At 42.1% G+C, this 17,500-nt stretch carries 14 protein-coding genes and 1 other annotated feature; all 14 genes read left to right on the forward strand.

Features of this window, described 5'->3' with window-relative positions; genetic code table 11:
* Positions 1–52 precede the first annotated feature (52 nt).
* The 14 genes from nusG to GPS65_RS16605 all read left to right on the forward strand — a co-directional run bounded on the left by nusG (position 53) and on the right by GPS65_RS16605 (position 17,377).
* Entirely contained in the window at positions 53–586 is a 534-nt protein-coding gene (nusG, locus tag GPS65_RS16540; RefSeq protein WP_003217197.1) for a transcription termination/antitermination protein NusG, read from the forward strand.
* Between the two features lie 171 nt (positions 587–757).
* Entirely contained in the window at positions 758–1,183 is a 426-nt protein-coding gene (rplK, locus tag GPS65_RS16545) for a 50S ribosomal protein L11 (RefSeq protein WP_003216956.1), read from the forward strand.
* Positions 1,184–1,282: 99 nt separating this feature from the next.
* Complete coding sequence (gene rplA / locus GPS65_RS16550; RefSeq protein ID WP_007496292.1) at positions 1,283–1,981, forward strand: 50S ribosomal protein L1; 699 nt, start codon at positions 1,283–1,285, stop codon at positions 1,979–1,981.
* Positions 1,982–2,029: 48 nt separating this feature from the next.
* Positions 2,030–2,170: a sequence feature (ribosomal protein L10 leader region), on the forward strand.
* Positions 2,171–2,239: 69 nt separating this feature from the next.
* A complete protein-coding gene (gene rplJ / locus GPS65_RS16555; protein ID WP_003217048.1) occupies positions 2,240–2,740 on the forward strand; it encodes a 50S ribosomal protein L10 in 501 nt (166 codons plus the stop codon).
* A 41-nt stretch (positions 2,741–2,781) separates the two neighbouring features.
* Positions 2,782–3,147, forward strand: coding sequence for a 50S ribosomal protein L7/L12 (rplL, locus tag GPS65_RS16560; protein WP_003216952.1), 366 nt, complete (start codon positions 2,782–2,784; stop codon positions 3,145–3,147).
* A gap of 97 nt (positions 3,148–3,244) precedes the next feature.
* Positions 3,245–3,850 carry a class I SAM-dependent methyltransferase gene (locus tag GPS65_RS16565; protein WP_012008696.1) on the forward strand — a complete coding sequence of 202 codons (606 nt, stop codon included), beginning with the start codon at positions 3,245–3,247 and terminating at the stop codon, positions 3,848–3,850.
* Positions 3,851–4,105: 255 nt separating this feature from the next.
* Positions 4,106–7,687, forward strand: a complete 3,582-nt coding sequence (rpoB, locus tag GPS65_RS16570; protein ID WP_041815109.1) for a DNA-directed RNA polymerase subunit beta — start codon at positions 4,106–4,108, stop codon at positions 7,685–7,687.
* 61 nt (positions 7,688–7,748) lie between these two features.
* Entirely contained in the window at positions 7,749–11,348 is a 3,600-nt protein-coding gene (gene rpoC / locus GPS65_RS16575) for a DNA-directed RNA polymerase subunit beta' (protein ID WP_012008699.1), read from the forward strand.
* 145 nt (positions 11,349–11,493) lie between these two features.
* On the forward strand, positions 11,494–11,742 hold the full coding sequence (locus GPS65_RS16580) for a 50S ribosomal protein L7ae-like protein (RefSeq protein WP_003216985.1): 249 nt from the start codon (positions 11,494–11,496) through the stop codon (positions 11,740–11,742).
* 112 nt (positions 11,743–11,854) lie between these two features.
* Positions 11,855–12,274 (forward strand): 30S ribosomal protein S12, encoded by a 420-nt coding sequence (gene rpsL, locus GPS65_RS16585; RefSeq protein ID WP_003216962.1) that lies wholly within the window; start codon positions 11,855–11,857, stop codon positions 12,272–12,274.
* A gap of 120 nt (positions 12,275–12,394) precedes the next feature.
* On the forward strand, positions 12,395–12,865 hold the full coding sequence (rpsG, locus tag GPS65_RS16590; RefSeq protein WP_003216884.1) for a 30S ribosomal protein S7: 471 nt from the start codon (positions 12,395–12,397) through the stop codon (positions 12,863–12,865).
* 54 nt (positions 12,866–12,919) lie between these two features.
* Positions 12,920–14,998, forward strand: a complete 2,079-nt coding sequence (gene fusA, locus GPS65_RS16595; protein ID WP_012008700.1) for an elongation factor G — start codon at positions 12,920–12,922, stop codon at positions 14,996–14,998.
* Between the two features lie 118 nt (positions 14,999–15,116).
* Complete coding sequence (gene tuf / locus GPS65_RS16600; RefSeq protein WP_012008701.1) at positions 15,117–16,307, forward strand: elongation factor Tu; 1,191 nt, start codon at positions 15,117–15,119, stop codon at positions 16,305–16,307.
* A gap of 110 nt (positions 16,308–16,417) precedes the next feature.
* Positions 16,418–17,377: an alpha/beta fold hydrolase gene (locus tag GPS65_RS16605; protein WP_088002419.1), complete on the forward strand. Its 960-nt coding sequence runs from the start codon at positions 16,418–16,420 to the stop codon at positions 17,375–17,377.
* Positions 17,378–17,500 lie beyond the last annotated feature (123 nt).

Consider the following 17,500-nt stretch of genomic DNA (forward strand, 5'->3'; position numbering starts at 1 on the left):
AAATAGACATTACGAAATGTGGGGAGGGAAGGACTGAATAGTCCTGAACGAAATGGAAAAGAATTGGTATGTTGTGCATACGTACTCTGGCTATGAAAACAAAGTAAAAGCGAACTTGGAAAAGCGTGTTGAATCAATGGGCATGCAAGATAAGATCTTCCGCGTTGTCGTACCAGAAGAAGAAGAAACAGACATTAAAAATGGTAAGAAAAAAGTTGTCAAAAAGAAAGTATTCCCTGGCTATGTCCTAGTGGAAATCGTGATGACTGACGACTCTTGGTATGTAGTTCGTAACACACCAGGTGTCACAGGGTTCGTTGGATCAGCTGGATCAGGCTCAAAGCCGACAGCCCTACTACCAGGCGAAGCTGAAACCATTCTGAAGAGAATGGGTCTTGAAGAACGCAAAACAGAAATCGACTTTGAATTGAAAGAAACAGTCAAGGTCATCGACGGACCATTTGCTAACTTCACAGGCTCTATCGAAGAGATTGATTACGATAAAAGCAAAGTCAAAGTATTTGTTAATATGTTTGGTAGAGAAACACCCGTGGAACTTGAGTTCACGCAGATCGATAAATTGTAATTCAAAAGAGCTTGAAATGAGTGTATAGAAGTGGTAATATAGCAAAGGTACGTCTTGAGTTCGCTCAAGATCGCTAGCTAGTTATTTCGTCATTCATATAAAGAATGAAGTTGTTGAGTGGGAGGGGGATTCCCCTATTACCACATCACGGACTTTAAGGAGGTGTGTCTCGTGGCTAAAAAAGTAGTTAAAGTTGTTAAATTGCAAATTCCTGCTGGAAAAGCTAACCCAGCTCCACCAGTTGGACCTGCACTAGGTCAAGCCGGTGTTAATATCATGGGATTCTGTAAGGAGTTTAATGCTCGTACAGCTGACCAAGCTGGTCTTATCATTCCTGTTGAAATTTCGGTTTTTGAAGACCGTTCATTTACATTTATTACTAAAACTCCACCTGCTGCAGTTTTACTTAAAAAAGCAGCTGGTATTGAGTCTGGTTCTGGTGAACCTAACCGTAATAAAGTGGCAACTGTTAAGCGTGATAAAGTACGCGAAATCGCGGAAACAAAAATGCCTGACTTAAACGCTGCTAGCGTTGAATCAGCTATGCGCATGGTTGAAGGTACTGCACGCAGTATGGGTATTGTCATCGAAGATTAATTTATTGTCTTGTTGGGTTGCGAGTTTGGTTTTGACAAGTTCGCAACCCTTATTCGTGGGAGGTTATTCCGCTAAAACCACATAAGGAGGATTTTTATAATGGCTAAAAAAGGTAAAAAGTATGTAGAAGCTGCTAAGCTAATCGAACGTACTAAAGCGTATGATGTAGCTGAAGCTGTCTCTCTTACAAAAAAAGCAAATACAGCGAAATTTGATGCGACTGTAGAAGTTGCTTTTCGTTTGGGCGTAGACCCTCGTAAAAACGATCAACAAATCCGCGGTGCAGTTGTACTTCCTAACGGAACTGGTAAAACTCAACGCGTTCTTGTGTTCGCTAAAGGCGAAAAAGCAAAAGAAGCAGAAGCTGCTGGAGCAGACTACGTTGGAGATTCTGATTACATCACTAAAATCCAACAAGGCTGGTTCGAATTCGATGTAATCGTTGCAACACCTGACATGATGGGTGAAGTTGGTAAGATCGGTCGTGTACTTGGACCAAAAGGTCTTATGCCAAACCCTAAAACAGGAACTGTTACATTCGAAGTAGAAAAAGCAATCAATGAAATCAAAGCTGGTAAAGTAGAGTACCGCGTTGATAAAGCTGGTAACATCCACGCGCCAATCGGAAAGGTTTCTTTCGAGGACGAAAAGCTTGTTGAGAACTTTGCAACAATCTATGACACAATCCTTAAAGCAAAACCTGCAGCGGCTAAAGGTGTATACGTGAAAAACGTTTCTGTTACATCTACTATGGGCCCTGGCGTGAAAGTGGATCCATCTTCTTTCTCTGCAAAATAAATCTTGACTTATCACAATCATTTTGATAATATCAAAATGTTGTAAAATAGAATATGTCCATTTATACCGTAGACAGCAGGGGCCTTATGGCTTAATTAACCCGCCGAGGTGTATATGTCACAGTCTTACGTTAACGTATGCTTGTATATACAGCCTCCATGTCTTATTGGAGGCTTTTTATATGGAGAACCGTTCGTTAGGAACGTGATGGCCTGATCGGTATAAGTGTTACACAAACAATGTACAGGAGGTGTAACCATGAGCAATGCAATCGATACAAAAAAAGTTGTCGTTGATGAAATTACTTCTAAATTCAAAGATAGCATGTCTACTGTCATTGTAGATTACCGCGGTCTTTCAGTTTCTGAAGTGACTGAACTTCGTAAACAACTTCGTGACGCTGGCGTAGAATTCAAAGTTTACAAAAACACTTTGACTCGCCGTGCAGTTGAACAAGTTGAACTAACAGGTTTAAACGATTTCTTAACAGGTCCAAACGCTATCGCATTCAGTAACGAAGATGTTATCGCACCTGCGAAAATCATCAACGAATTTGCGAAAAGCCACGAAGCTTTAGAAATCAAAGCTGGTGTCATCGAAGGAAACGTAGCGACTGTAGAAGAAGTGAAGGCTCTTGCGGAACTTCCGTCTCGCGAAGGCTTACTATCTATGTTGCTTAGCGTTCTTCAAGCTCCAGTTCGTAACCTTGCTCTTGCTACTAAAGCAGTTGCAGATCAAAAAGAAGAACAAGGCGCTTAATGCGTACTTGACGTAAAAAACTTAAAATGGAGGAATTACAAATGGCTTTAAATATCGAAGAAATCATTGCTTCAGTTAAAGAAGCAACTGTACTTGAGTTAAACGACTTAGTAAAAGCAATCGAAGAAGAATTTGGCGTAACTGCTGCTGCTCCTGTAGCTGTAGCTGCTGCTGGCGGTGCTGCTGCTGAAGAAAAAACTGATTTTGATCTAGTACTTGCTGGTGCTGGAGACCAAAAAATCAAAGTTATCAAAGTGGTTCGTGAAATCACTGGTCTTGGCTTAAAAGAAGCTAAAGAACTTGTTGACAACACTCCAAAACCACTTAAAGAAGGTATTGCTAAAGAAGAAGCTGAAGAACTTAAAGCTAAGCTTGAAGAAGTTGGCGCTTCTGTAGAAGTTAAGTAATCTTCGCCTAATCTTTTGGGAAAGCTCGCTTTTACTGGCGGGCTTTTTCTTTTCTATTCTCCTGAAACGATTGAATCCAGAGGAGGTCCAATTCACCATGAGTGACCACTATTATACGGAAAAGCCATCAGTGAAAAGCAATAAACAGACATGGGACTTCACCTTGAGAAACCGTACCTTTACTTTTACAAGTGACAGTGGAGTGTTTTCTAAGAAAGAAGTCGACTTTGGTTCGAGGCTTTTAATTGAAGCTTTTGAAGAACCTGACGTGGATGGCGATGTCTTAGATGTCGGTTGCGGTTATGGACCGATTGGCTTATCGTTAGCAAACGAAATGACGAGCCGCACCATTCATATGATTGATGTGAACGAAAGAGCAGTCGAACTTTCAAAGGAAAACGCTAAACATAATCGCATTGATAATGTCCGCATTTATCAAAGTGATTTGTTCTCGAATGTTCATTCATCAGCTGCTTTTGCCTCTATACTGACCAATCCCCCAATACGGGCAGGGAAGAAAGTTGTACATGCGATCTTTGATAAAAGTGCTGATCATTTATTGCCGGAAGGTGAGTTGTGGGTGGTAATTCAGAAAAAGCAGGGTGGACCATCTGCGATTGAGAAATTAGAACAGCTTTTTGGAGAAGTCGAAGTTGTATTGAAAAAAAAGGGCTACTATATTATCAAAGCTAAAAAAGTTTGACGCAGTTTCCTAGCTGTGTTAACATTATAAAATGCCAATGTGTATATTTTGCTTGATAGGCTTAAAAAACAACTATTTTGTATAAATTATGCATACTTGGGAAAACTAATAAAATCGGTATTTGTTTTTGGATGTGGTTTTCTTATTTTAGAAACCCTTTTTTCTTTTGTCTTGTAAAAGTATTTCTTTACTGACATTTGAAAGGCTGAAATACTTTTTACACATATAATACGCATGATTTGAGGGGTGAATCAGTTGACAGGTCAACTAGTTCAGTATGGACGACACCGCCAGCGCAGAAGCTACGCACGCATAAGCGAAGTGTTAGAATTACCAAATCTCATTGAAATTCAAACCTCTTCTTATCAGTGGTTTCTTGATGAGGGTCTTAGAGAGATGTTTCAAGATATATCCCCAATTGAGGATTTTACTGGTAACCTTTCTCTTGAATTCATTGATTACAGCCTAGGGGATCCTAAGTATCCTGTAGCAGAATCAAAAGAACGTGATGTAACTTACTCTGCTCCACTAAGAGTAAAAGTTCGTTTAATTAACAAAGAAACTGGAGAAGTAAAAGACCAAGATGTGTTCATGGGAGATTTCCCAATCATGACAGACACAGGTACTTTTATCATTAACGGTGCGGAACGTGTAATCGTTTCTCAGTTAGTACGTTCTCCAAGTGTATATTTCAGTGGTAAAGTAGACAAAAACGGTAAAAAAGGTTTTACTGCGACTGTCATTCCAAACCGTGGCGCATGGTTAGAATACGAAACTGATGCGAAGGATGTAGTCTATGTACGCATCGATCGCACACGTAAGTTGCCGGTTACGGTTCTTTTGCGTGCTCTCGGCTTCAGCTCTGATCAAGAGATTCTTGACCTCATTGGCGAGAATGAATACTTACGCAACACGCTGGAAAAAGACAATACAGAGAATGCGGATAAAGCACTTCTCGAAATCTACGAGCGCCTCCGTCCTGGAGAGCCACCAACTGTTGAAAATGCGAAAAGCTTGCTAGACTCTCGCTTCTTCGATCCGAAGAGATATGACCTAGCAAATGTTGGACGCTACAAGATTAATAAAAAGCTTCATATTAAAAATAGACTGTTCAATCAAAAATTGGCTGAAACGTTAGTTGACCCTGAAACAGGTGAAATTCTAGCAGAAAAAGGTCAAATTTTAGACAGAAGAGTTCTTGATAAAGTTCTTCCATACTTAGAAAACGGCATCGGATTTAGAAAGCTTTATCCAAATGGTGGCGTAGTAGAAGATGAAGTAGAACTTCAATCTATTAAGATTTATGCACCGTCTGATCAAGAAGGCGAGCAAGTGATCAACGTGATCGGGAATGCATACGTAGAGGAAGCTGTGAAAAACATCACGCCTTCTGACATCATTGCATCGATCAGTTACTTCTTCAACCTTCTTCATGGTGTAGGTGATACAGATGATATCGATCACCTTGGTAACCGTCGCCTGCGTTCTGTAGGTGAGCTTCTGCAAAACCAATTCCGTATTGGATTAAGCAGAATGGAGCGTGTTGTTCGTGAAAGAATGTCGATCCAAGACACAAACACGATCACACCTCAGCAACTGATCAACATTCGTCCTGTGATCGCTTCTATTAAAGAGTTCTTTGGTAGCTCTCAGCTTTCTCAGTTCATGGATCAAACAAACCCGCTTGCTGAATTGACGCACAAACGTCGTCTATCAGCGCTTGGGCCTGGTGGTTTGACACGTGAGCGTGCAGGAATGGAAGTTCGTGACGTTCACTACTCTCACTATGGTCGTATGTGTCCGATTGAAACACCAGAGGGTCCAAACATTGGTTTGATCAACTCTCTATCTTCATTTGCAAAAGTAAATCGTTTCGGCTTTATTGAAACACCTTACCGTCGGGTTGATCCTGAAACAGGTAAAGTGACGCCGAGAATCGACTACTTAACTGCTGATGAAGAGGATAACTACGTAGTAGCACAAGCGAACGCTCTTCTAGCTGATGATGGTTCGTTTATCGATGATAATATCATTGCTCGTTTCAGAGGGGAAAACACCGTTGTTCCTCGAAACCGCGTTGACTACATGGACGTTTCGCCAAAGCAGGTTGTTTCTGCAGCGACAGCATGTATCCCATTCTTAGAGAACGATGACTCAAACCGTGCTCTAATGGGAGCGAACATGCAACGTCAGGCTGTGCCTTTGATGCAGCCGGAATCACCGATTGTTGGTACAGGTATGGAGTATGTATCAGGTAAAGACTCTGGTGCTGCTGTCATCTGCCGCTACCCAGGTGTTGTAGAACGTGTTGAAGCAAAAAATATTTGGGTTCGCCGTTATGAAGATGTTGACGGACAACAAGTCAAAGGAAACCTAGACAAATACAGCTTGCTGAAATTTGTCCGCTCTAACCAAGGGACTTGCTACAACCAACGTCCAATCGTAAGTGTTGGAGATGAAGTCGTAAAAGGAGAAATCCTTGCAGACGGTCCTTCAATGGAAAAAGGTGAATTGGCTCTAGGACGTAACGTCATGGTTGGCTTCATGACTTGGGACGGTTATAACTACGAGGATGCGATCATCATGAGTGAGCGCCTTGTAAAAGATGACGTCTACACGTCTATTCATATTGAAGAATATGAATCAGAAGCTCGTGATACAAAGCTTGGACCGGAAGAAATCACTCGTGATATTCCAAACGTTGGGGAAGATGCTTTACGCAACCTTGACGAGCGTGGAATCATCCGTATCGGTGCAGAAGTAAAAGACGGAGACCTTCTTGTAGGAAAAGTAACGCCTAAAGGTGTAACAGAACTAACAGCTGAAGAACGTCTATTACATGCAATCTTCGGTGAAAAGGCTCGTGAAGTACGTGATACGTCTCTACGTGTTCCACACGGCGGCGGCGGAATTATCCACGACGTCAAAGTCTTTAACCGTGAAGATGGAGATGAATTACCTCCGGGTGTTAACCAGTTAGTCCGCGTATACATCGTTCAGAAGCGTAAAATTTCTGAAGGTGATAAAATGGCCGGACGACATGGTAACAAAGGGGTTATCTCTAAAATCCTTCCAGAAGAAGATATGCCGTATCTTCCAGATGGAACACCGATTGATATCATGTTAAACCCTCTAGGGGTACCATCTCGTATGAACATCGGTCAGGTACTTGAGCTTCATATGGGTATGGCTGCACGTTACCTTGGCATCCACATTGCATCACCAGTATTTGATGGTGCACGCGAGGAAGATGTTTGGGAAACGCTTGAAGAAGCAGGTATGTCTCGTGATGCGAAAACAGTCCTTTATGACGGTCGAACTGGTGAACCATTCGATAACCGTGTATCAGTCGGAATCATGTACATGATCAAACTGGCTCACATGGTTGACGATAAACTTCACGCTCGTTCAACTGGACCATACTCACTTGTTACGCAGCAGCCACTTGGCGGTAAAGCACAGTTTGGTGGTCAGCGTTTCGGAGAGATGGAAGTATGGGCACTTGAAGCTTACGGTGCAGCATACACACTTCAAGAGATCTTAACCGTTAAATCGGATGACGTGGTGGGTCGTGTGAAAACATACGAAGCCATCGTCAAAGGGGATAACGTCCCTGAACCAGGTGTCCCTGAATCATTCAAAGTGTTAATTAAAGAACTTCAAAGTTTAGGTATGGATGTCAAAATCCTATCTGGCGATGAAGAAGAGATAGAAATGAGAGATTTAGAAGACGATGAGGAAACGAAGAAAGCAGACGGATTAGCGTTATCTAATGACGAAGATGCTGCAGACCTCGCTCCTGTCGATCTTGAACGTGACGCAGTCACAAAAGAATAGCAGAAACGATTAGAGCAAGTGACTAGGGTATAACCCGAAGATTAAAAGGGAGGTAGGCCCCTTGCTAGATGTGAACAATTTTGAGTATATGAACATCGGTCTCGCATCACCTGATAAAATCCGTTCTTGGTCTTTTGGTGAAGTGAAAAAGCCTGAAACGATTAACTATCGTACACTGAAACCTGAAAAAGATGGTCTCTTTTGTGAACGTATCTTCGGACCGCAAAAAGACTGGGAATGTCATTGTGGAAAGTATAAACGCGTTCGTTATAAGGGTGTTGTATGTGACCGTTGTGGTGTAGAAGTAACACGGGCAAAAGTCCGTCGTGAGAGAATGGGGCATATCGAACTGGCTGCCCCAGTTTCCCACATTTGGTATTTCAAAGGTATCCCAAGCCGTATGGGTCTTGTTCTTGATATGTCACCACGTGCGTTAGAAGAAGTGATTTACTTCGCTTCTTACGTTGTGACAGATCCGGGCAACACACCGCTTGAGAAGAAACAACTTCTTTCTGAGAAGGAATTCCGTGCTTATTTAGATAAATACGGTAATACATTCTCAGCAGCTATGGGTGCAGAAGCAATCAATAAACTTCTTCAAGATATCGATCTTGTCAAAGAAGTAGATACACTGAAAGAAGAGCTGAAAACAGCTCAAGGACAGCGTCGTACACGTGCGATTAAACGCCTTGAAGTGCTAGAAGCCTTCCGTAACTCAGGAAACAAACCATCATGGATGATTCTTGATGTACTTCCGGTTATTCCGCCAGAATTACGTCCAATGGTTCAGCTTGATGGTGGACGTTTTGCTACTTCTGACTTAAACGACCTTTATCGTCGTGTCATCAACCGTAACAATCGTCTGAAACGTTTATTAGATCTTGGCGCGCCAAGCATCATCGTTCAGAACGAGAAGCGTATGCTTCAAGAAGCTGTCGATGCCTTGATTGATAATGGGCGTAGAGGCCGACCAGTAACAGGACCAGGAAACAGACCATTGAAATCTCTTTCTCATATGCTGAAAGGGAAACAAGGACGTTTCCGTCAAAACTTGCTTGGTAAACGTGTTGACTATTCTGGACGTTCCGTTATCGTCGTAGGACCACATTTGAAAATGTATCAGTGTGGGCTTCCGAAAGAAATGGCTCTTGAATTATTCAAACCATTCGTGATGAAGGAGCTTGTTGAAAAAGGTTTAGCTCACAACATCAAGAGTGCGAAGCGTAAAATTGAGCGCGTGCAGCCGGAAGTATGGGATGTTTTAGAATCAGTAATTCGTGAGCATCCAGTTTTACTAAACCGTGCACCGACTCTTCACAGACTTGGTATTCAAGCGTTTGAACCTACACTTGTGGAAGGACGCGCAATTCGTTTGCATCCACTTGTATGTACTGCCTACAACGCTGACTTTGACGGTGACCAAATGGCGGTTCACGTACCATTATCTGCTGAGGCTCAAGCTGAAGCTCGTATCTTAATGCTTGCTGCTCAAAACATTTTGAACCCGAAAGATGGAAAACCTGTTGTTACGCCATCTCAGGATATGGTGCTTGGTAACTACTACCTTACACTTGAGCGTAAAGGTGCTATCGGAGAAGGTATGGTCTTCAAAGATACTAACGAAGCCCTTCTAGCTTATCAAAATGGGTATGTACATCTTCATACACGTGTAGCTGTTGCAGCTAATTCGTTGAAGAATGTGACATTTACTGATGAACAGCGTTCTAAATTGTTGATTACAACAGTTGGAAAACTGATCTTTAACGAAATCTTACCGGAATCATTCCCTTACATGAATGAGCCGACAAAGAGCAATATTGAAGAAAAAACGCCTGACCGCTTCTTCCTTGAAAAAGGTGAAGATGTCAAAGCTACGATCGAGAAACAAGAAATCAATGCGCCGTTCAAAAAAGGTATTTTAGGTAAAATCATTGCGGAAATCTTTAAGAGATTCCATATCACTGAGACATCTAAAATGCTTGACCGCATGAAAAATCTTGGTTTCAAATACTCTACTAAAGCGGGTATTACGGTTGGGGTTTCTGATATCGTCGTATTAGATGATAAGCAGAAGATCCTCGAAGAAGCGCAAGCAAAAGTAGATAACGTCATGAAGCAATTCAGACGTGGTTTGATTACTGAAGAAGAGCGTTATGAGAGAGTTATTTCGATCTGGAGTTCTTCTAAAGATGTCATCCAAGGTAAACTGATGAAGTCCCTTGATGAAGTCAACCCAATCTACATGATGAGTGACTCTGGAGCGCGTGGTAACGCATCTAACTTCACTCAGCTAGCTGGTATGCGTGGTCTGATGGCCAACCCGGCTGGACGTATCATTGAACTTCCGATCAAATCTAGTTTCCGTGAAGGTTTAACCGTATTGGAATACTTTATTTCCACTCACGGAGCGCGTAAAGGTCTTGCCGATACAGCCCTTAAAACAGCTGACTCAGGTTACCTCACGCGTCGTCTCGTCGACGTTGCACAGGATGTTATCATCCGTGAAACTGATTGCGGTACAGACCGTGGTATCTTGGCGAAGTCCATTAGAGAAGGAAATGAAATTATTGAGAAACTTGAAGAACGTCTCATTGGACGTTTTGCAAGAAAACCAATTGTCCATCCTGAAACGGGCGAAGTCATTGTTGGCGAAAACGAACTAATTGATGAAGATAAAGCACTTGAAGTAGTTGAAGCAGGAATTGAGGAAGTATGGATCCGTTCTGCATTTACATGTAACACGCCTCATGGTGTATGTAAACGATGCTACGGCCGTAACCTTGCAACTGGTACTGACGTTGAAGTCGGTGAAGCAGTTGGAATCATCGCTGCTCAATCAATCGGTGAGCCAGGAACACAGCTTACAATGCGTACGTTCCACACCGGTGGGGTAGCAGGAGACGATATCACACAAGGTTTACCTCGTATCCAAGAGCTATTTGAAGCGCGTAATCCGAAAGGGCAAGCGACCATTTCTGAAATTGATGGTGTCGTTGCTGAAATTAACGATGTTCGTGACAAGCAGCAGGAAATTGTGGTTCAAGGCGACGTTGAAACTCGTTCTTACACAGCTCCTTACAATGCACGTCTGAAAGTTGTTGAAGGTGACAAAGTCACTCGTGGTCAAGTACTGACAGAAGGTTCGATCGATCCGAAAGAACTTCTTAAAGTGACTGACATGACAGCTGTTCAAGAATATCTGCTTCATGAAGTACAAAAAGTATACCGTATGCAAGGGGTAGAAATCGGAGATAAGCACGTTGAGGTAATGGTTCGCCAAATGCTTCGTAAAGTGCGTGTTGCTGATGCAGGGGATACAGATGTATTACCAGGCACACTTCTTGATGTACATCAATTCACTGAAGCGAACAAAAAAGTACTATTCGAAGGTAAGCGCCCTGCAACAGGCCGCCCAGTTCTTCTTGGTATTACAAAAGCATCGCTTGAAACAGACTCATTCTTGTCTGCGGCATCCTTCCAAGAAACGACTCGTGTCCTAACAGATGCGGCGATCAAAGGAAAACGTGATGAACTGCTTGGCTTGAAAGAGAATGTGATCATCGGTAAACTTGTTCCAGCTGGAACAGGAATGCCAAACTACCGTAAAGTTAAGCCGGTTTCACAAGTGCAGCCGTCTGACGATATGGTGCCTGTAGAGTAATCTTTCTCGTGAGATTTCAATAAAATCATCAAAAAATGGTGAAGGATGTCAAGATAATCTGTCATATGATATTGACATCCTTCTGCCATGATGATAATATAACCAAGGTGCTCAAAATAAAACCTGTTACTTTGGAGGATATTCGATGTCTTATGATAAAGTATCACAGGCTCAATCCATTATTATTGGTACGAAGCAAACAGTAAAAGCTCTGAAACGAGATTCAGTAAAGGAAATCGTCGTAGCGAAAGATGCTGATCCTGCTTTAACAGCTAGTGTAACAAAACTAGCGCAAGAGAAGGGTGTAGACATTTTAGTGGTAGATTCCATGAAAAAGCTCGGCAAAGCCTGCGGAATTGAAGTTGGGGCAGCAGCTGTTGCCATTATGTTATAGCGTACTTGTTTTGTTTTTGCATGTGTAAATGCAAAAGCATTGTTTTTTGCCTTTTAATGAACCACCTGGGTATGTGGGTTATAAAAAAAGCAACGAAGGGAGGAATAACAACATGCCTACAATTAATCAGCTAATACGCAAAGGACGCGTGAGTAAAGTTGAAAACTCAAAGTCTCCTGCACTTAACAAAGGATACAACAGTTTCAAAAAAGAGCACACTAACGTAACATCTCCACAGAAGCGCGGGGTTTGTACTCGTGTCGGCACAATGACACCGAAAAAACCAAACTCAGCACTACGTAAATATGCTCGTGTACGTTTGTCTAACCTGATTGAGGTAACAGCTTACATTCCTGGTATCGGACATAATCTACAAGAGCACAGTGTAGTACTTATCCGTGGCGGACGTGTAAAAGACTTACCGGGTGTACGTTACCACATCGTTCGTGGTGCGCTTGATACTGCCGGAGTTGACGGTCGTATGCAAGGACGTTCTAAATACGGAACAAAACGCCCTAAACAAAGCAAATAATACAAACAAACATAAGGGTTTTTAGAAGTTGAGTTCAGATCAGTGGAGTCAGGCAACTGACAATGATATTGAGATGAGAGACAGATAGAAATCCTTTTAAATGAGAAGGGAGGCTATCAGATGCCACGTAAAGGTCCTGTAGCAAAAAGAGACGTATTGCCAGATCCAATTTACAATTCTAAACTTGTATCTCGTTTGATCAACAAAATGATGATCGACGGTAAAAGAGGAAAGTCACAAACTATTCTCTACAAGTCATTTGATATCATCAAAGAACGTACTGGTAATGAAGCGATGGAGGTTTTCGAACAAGCCTTGAAAAACATCATGCCAGTTCTTGAAGTTAAAGCACGTCGTGTAGGTGGAGCTAACTACCAAGTTCCTGTAGAAGTTCGCCCAGACCGTCGTACGACTTTAGGTCTTCGCTGGTTAGTAAACTACGCTCGTCTTCGTGGAGAAAAAACGATGGAAGAGCGTCTTGCTAACGAAATCCTTGATGCAGCTAACAACACTGGTGCTGCTGTTAAGAAACGTGAAGATACACACAAAATGGCAGAAGCGAACAAAGCATTCGCTCACTACCGCTGGTAGGATTTATACCAAACTAAAAAAACTATTCCCTAATAAGGAAGGAGAAATTACCCAATGGCAAGAGAGTTCTCCTTAGACAAAACTCGTAATATTGGTATCATGGCTCACATCGATGCCGGTAAAACGACAACGACTGAGCGTATCTTATACTACACTGGTCGTATCCATAAAATTGGTGAAACTCACGAAGGAGCTTCCCAAATGGACTGGATGGAGCAGGAGCAAGAACGTGGTATTACAATCACTTCTGCTGCTACTACAGCACAATGGAAAGGTTACCGTGTAAACATCATTGATACACCAGGACACGTAGACTTCACTGTTGAAGTTGAACGTTCTTTACGTGTACTTGATGGTGCGGTAGCAGTTCTTGATGCACAATCAGGTGTAGAGCCTCAAACTGAAACAGTTTGGCGCCAAGCAACAACTTACGGAGTACCTCGTATCGTATTCGTTAACAAAATGGATAAAACCGGTGCGGACTTCCTTTACTCTGTAAGTACATTAAGAGATCGTCTTCAAGCGAACGCTCATGCAATTCAATTGCCGATCGGCGCTGAAGATCAATTCGAAGGAATCATCGACCTTGTAGATAACGTAGCATACTTCTACGAAGATGACCTTGGAACTCGCTCTGATGCACAAGAAATCCCTGCTGAGTATAAAGACAAAGCTGAAGAGCTTCGTAACAGCCTTATTGAAGCTGTCGCTGAGCTTGATGAAGAGCTTATGGAAAAATACCTTGAGGGTGAAGAAATTACAATTCCTGAATTGAAGGCTGCAATCCGTAAAGGAACGTTGAATGTTGAATTCTACCCAGTTCTTGTTGGATCTGCTTTCAAAAACAAAGGTGTTCAGCTTGTACTTGATGCTGTGCTTGATTACCTTCCTGCACCAACTGATGTTGCTGCAATCAAAGGTATCCTGCCAGATTCAAATGAAGAGGTTGTTCGTGAGTCTACTGATGACGCACCATTCTCAGCTCTTGCATTTAAAGTTATGACTGACCCTTATGTTGGGAAACTAACTTTCTTCCGCGTATACTCTGGAACACTTGCTTCAGGTTCATACGTGAAGAACTCTTCTAAGAACAAGCGTGAGCGTGTTGGACGTATCCTTCAAATGCACGCAAACAGCCGTGAAGAAATCTCTACTGTATATGCAGGGGATATCGCAGCAGCTGTTGGTCTTAAAGATACATCTACTGGTGACACTCTTTGTGATGAGAAAGATACTGTTATCCTTGAGTCTATGGAATTCCCAGAGCCAGTTATCGATGTAGCTATCGAGCCTAAATCAAAGGCTGACCAAGATAAAATGGGTATCGCTTTAGCTAAACTAGCTGAAGAGGATCCAACATTCCGTACACAAACAAACCCTGAAACTGGTCAAACGATCATCTCTGGTATGGGTGAGCTTCACCTTGATATCATTGTTGACCGTATGAAGCGTGAGTTCAAGGTTGAAGCTAACGTAGGAGCTCCTCAAGTTGCGTACCGTGAAACATTCCGTTCTGGTGCAAAAGTTGAAGGTAAATTCGTACGTCAGTCTGGTGGACGTGGTCAGTTCGGACACGTTTGGATCGAATTCGAACCAAACGAAGAAGGCGCAGGCTTCGAATTTGAAAATGCAATCGTCGGTGGGGTTGTTCCACGTGAATACATTCCAGCAATTCAAGCAGGTCTTGAAGATTCACTTGAAAATGGTGTATTAGCTGGATTCCCATTAATCGACATCAAAGCAAAATTATTTGATGGATCTTACCACGATGTTGACTCGAACGAAATGGCGTTTAAAATTGCTGCATCTATGGCATTGAAAAATGCTGTCAGCAAATGTAACCCAGTTCTACTTGAGCCAATGATGAAAGTGGAAGTCGTTATCCCTGAAGAATACATGGGAGACATCATGGGTGATATCACATCTCGTCGTGGACGTGTAGAAGGAATGGAAGCTCGCGGTAACGCCCAAGTTGTTCGCGCAATGGTTCCACTTTCTGAAATGTTCGGATATGCAACTTCACTCCGTTCTAACACACAAGGACGCGGTACTTTCACTATGCACATGGATCACTACGAAGAAGTGCCTAAGAGCATCAGTGAAGAAATCATCAAAAAAAATAAAGGTGAATAATTGATTTTGCCTTTAAACTAAAGTATAACTACTATTGAAGATCAGAAAGTGACAGGTAACTCTTCACTTTCTATCACTCTATACCAAATACAATGAACCTTTAAGGAGGATTTTTAGAATGGCTAAAGAAAAATTCGACCGTTCCAAATCGCATGCTAACATTGGTACAATTGGACACGTTGACCATGGTAAAACAACTCTAACTGCTGCTATCTCAACAGTTCTTCATAAGAAATCTGGTAAAGGTACGGCTATGGCTTATGACCAAATCGATGGTGCTCCAGAAGAGCGCGAGCGTGGAATCACAATCTCAACTGCACACGTTGAGTATGAAACTGAAACTCGTCACTATGCACACGTAGACTGCCCAGGACACGCTGACTATGTTAAAAACATGATCACTGGTGCTGCTCAAATGGACGGCGCGATCTTAGTAGTATCTGCTGCTGATGGTCCAATGCCACAAACACGTGAGCACATCCTACTTTCTCGTAACGTAGGTGTACCTTACATCGTAGTATTCCTTAACAAATGTGACATGGTTGACGATGAAGAGTTACTTGAACTTGTTGAAATGGAAGTTCGTGACCTTCTTTCTGACTATGACTTCCCTGGTGACGATGTTCCAGTTATCAAAGGTTCTGCTCTTAAAGCTCTTGAAGGAGATGCTGATTACGAAGCAAAAATCTTTGAACTTATGGACGCGGTTGATGAGTACATCCCAACTCCAGAACGTGACACTGAGAAGCCATTCATGATGCCAGTTGAGGACGTATTCTCAATCACTGGTCGTGGAACAGTTGCTACTGGTCGTGTTGAGCGTGGACAAGTTAAAGTCGGTGACGAAGTTGAAATCATCGGTCTTCAAGAAGAAAACGGTAAAACAACTGTTACAGGTGTTGAAATGTTCCGTAAGCTTCTTGACTATGCTGAAGCTGGTGACAACATCGGTGCACTACTTCGTGGTGTATCTCGTGAAGATATCCAACGTGGTCAAGTACTTGCTAAACCAGGTACAATCACTCCACATAGCCGTTTCAAAGCTGAAGTTTATGTACTTTCTAAAGAAGAGGGTGGACGTCATACTCCATTCTTCGCTAACTACCGTCCGCAGTTCTACTTCCGTACAACTGACGTAACTGGTATCGTACATCTTCCAGAAGGTACTGAAATGGTTATGCCTGGCGATAACACTGAGATGGAAGTTGAACTTATCTCTACTATCGCTATCGAAGAAGGAACTCGTTTCTCTATCCGTGAGGGTGGACGTACTGTAGGTTCTGGCGTCGTTTCATCTATCATTAAGTAATAAAACATATAAAAGAGACTCCTTGCAAAAGGGTCTCTTTTTTTGCTTTTCCAGATCAGAACGGCTACTATAAGCTATAGAATCTAAATGGAACCGAGAGGATCACTGGAATGGCGAAGACATATTTGAAGAAATGGTTAATCGGTGGAGTTGACCAATGGATTATGATCAAAGAAGATCATACTAGTGAAGCGAAGCCTGTTCTATTATTTGTACACGGTGGACCAGGTTCTGCTCAAATCAGTTATATTAATTCGTTTCATGAGGAGCTTAATCGAGATTTTACAGTGGTTCATTGGGATCAACGAGGAGCAGGACTTTCCTATCAAAACAATCTCCCCAATACGTCCATGACCATTCAGCAATTTATTGAAGATACGATTGAACTGACAGAGAAAATCCTTTCATATCTAGGTCAATCAAAATTGTACATCGCCGGATATTCATGGGGGTCATTAATCGCCATACAAGCAGTACATAAACGCCCAGATCTTTATCATGCGTATTATGGAATTAGTCAGGTGGTAGATGTTTTAAAAGAAGATATTGTGTCGTACGACCTTCTCTTGAAAAAATATCACCGAAATCGGCTGTTTGCTTGGTGTCTGCGATTACTGACGCCTCCTCCGTGGAAACGATTATCGGCTCATGCTCTATTCTCTCTATATAAAGAGCTTGGGAGCGTAGGTCTCACACATAAGTGGAAGCCGCTCCTTCAAATGCTACACAGTTTTATTTTTAGTAAAGAATATCAGCTCAAAGATAAGTGGAAGTTCCTGAAAGGACAGAAATTTAGCCAGGACATGCTATGGGATGAATTGATGAATGAGAGCATTGAATACCGAGTTTCTACTATATTAATACCTTGTTACTTTATCATTGGTGAATATGACATGATTACACCAGCTGCTGTATCAAAACCATATGTTGAGCAATTAAAAGCGCCAATCAAAGAATGGTTCACCTTTAAAGAATCTGCACATTCCCCGCATCTAGAAGAACCAGAAGAATTTATTCGCACCATCAAAAAGACTGCTGTACATCATCTTCAGGGAAAGCTTGATTTATAGGCTGAACCCCTGTATAATATGAAAAGTGTGCAAATCATAAATTTATCCGATTTATTATTGCAACACGCAGGCCAATTTGGTACAATAGTGCATGTTGGTCTTTGACTGCGATGAAGTGAGAGG

This window comes from Bacillus pumilus (genome assembly GCF_009937765.1).
Classification (GTDB): domain Bacteria; phylum Bacillota; class Bacilli; order Bacillales; family Bacillaceae; genus Bacillus; species Bacillus pumilus_O.

Bases quoted from the DNA above. Each gene is read 5' to 3' on its own strand.
- nusG (WP_003217197.1), top strand. From the start codon at position 53: ATGGAAAAGAATTGGTATGTTGTGCATACGTACTCTGGCTATGAAAAC.
- rplA (WP_007496292.1), top strand. From the start codon at position 1,283: ATGGCTAAAAAAGGTAAAAAGTATGTAGAAGCTGCTAAGCTAATCGAA.
- rplJ (WP_003217048.1), top strand. From the start codon at position 2,240: ATGAGCAATGCAATCGATACAAAAAAAGTTGTCGTTGATGAAATTACT.
- rplL (WP_003216952.1), top strand. From the start codon at position 2,782: ATGGCTTTAAATATCGAAGAAATCATTGCTTCAGTTAAAGAAGCAACT.
- GPS65_RS16565 (WP_012008696.1), top strand. From the start codon at position 3,245: ATGAGTGACCACTATTATACGGAAAAGCCATCAGTGAAAAGCAATAAA.
- GPS65_RS16580 (WP_003216985.1), top strand. From the start codon at position 11,494: ATGTCTTATGATAAAGTATCACAGGCTCAATCCATTATTATTGGTACG.
- rpsL (WP_003216962.1), top strand. From the start codon at position 11,855: ATGCCTACAATTAATCAGCTAATACGCAAAGGACGCGTGAGTAAAGTT.
- rpsG (WP_003216884.1), top strand. From the start codon at position 12,395: ATGCCACGTAAAGGTCCTGTAGCAAAAAGAGACGTATTGCCAGATCCA.
- fusA (WP_012008700.1), top strand. From the start codon at position 12,920: ATGGCAAGAGAGTTCTCCTTAGACAAAACTCGTAATATTGGTATCATG.
- tuf (WP_012008701.1), top strand. From the start codon at position 15,117: ATGGCTAAAGAAAAATTCGACCGTTCCAAATCGCATGCTAACATTGGT.
- GPS65_RS16605 (WP_088002419.1), top strand. From the start codon at position 16,418: ATGGCGAAGACATATTTGAAGAAATGGTTAATCGGTGGAGTTGACCAA.